The sequence below is a fragment of the Vibrio sp. 1402 genome (genome assembly GCF_033340275.1).
Genome location: NZ_JAWOWE010000277.1, coordinates 1 through 703 on the forward strand (window position 1 = coordinate 1; position 703 = coordinate 703).

Annotated in this window: 1 protein-coding gene; it reads right to left on the reverse strand. The window is 39.4% G+C overall.

Features of this window, described 5'->3' with window-relative positions; all coding sequences use genetic code 11:
- Window positions 1-703 (reverse strand): type VI secretion system contractile sheath large subunit (locus tag R7044_RS25540; RefSeq protein ID WP_225456037.1); only part of this gene is annotated, 703 nt, incomplete at both ends.

The window sequence follows — 703 nt, forward strand, 5'->3', positions numbered from 1 at the left end:
GAAGGCTCCACTTCCCCACAATAAATCGTTATTTGAATCGTCAATATTCTCTTGAAATTCAAATTGATCGTTTCGAGAACCATCACTTTTGTAGGGTTGTCGAAAAAGCACGTTAGGAGCGGTTAAGCCAATAAACTTGGTATCATCGTTATCTCGCAACTGTCTCCATTTGACATAATCAATTTGTTCAAATTGCGCAGCAACGTCTCGAGTCGACGAAAGTTCGGCAAATGTGTTCACACCGAATATTTCAGGAGACGCTGACATTACAAATGGACTAAATGCCGCAGCAGCAGACTGAGATATCTTGCTTAGCACAGAGATATCTCTATCAAAATAATTTGTTCTCGGGTCATAACGTAATTGATAATCACCAACAATCACACCAAAGGGTTCTCCTCCGGCCATTCCATATTCATTTTGATAGAGCAATTTAAACAAGGCAGACTGATCGAACTCGATAGCCTTGAGCGCATCTTTACTTACTTCATTCCATGTTGCAGATAGAACTTTAATTTTTACGGAGTCAGACGATGGTTTATCAACTTGTTCACATAAATATCGAACGCCTACCCAACTGCACTCTAATTTCTGAAAATCTGGATGATGAATGATCTCATTTAGCTGCTTCTGTAATAGTGTGTCAATGGTATTAATCGTGCTCACAATGCTATGGCGAAAACTCGCAAAATCTTTAGATTGC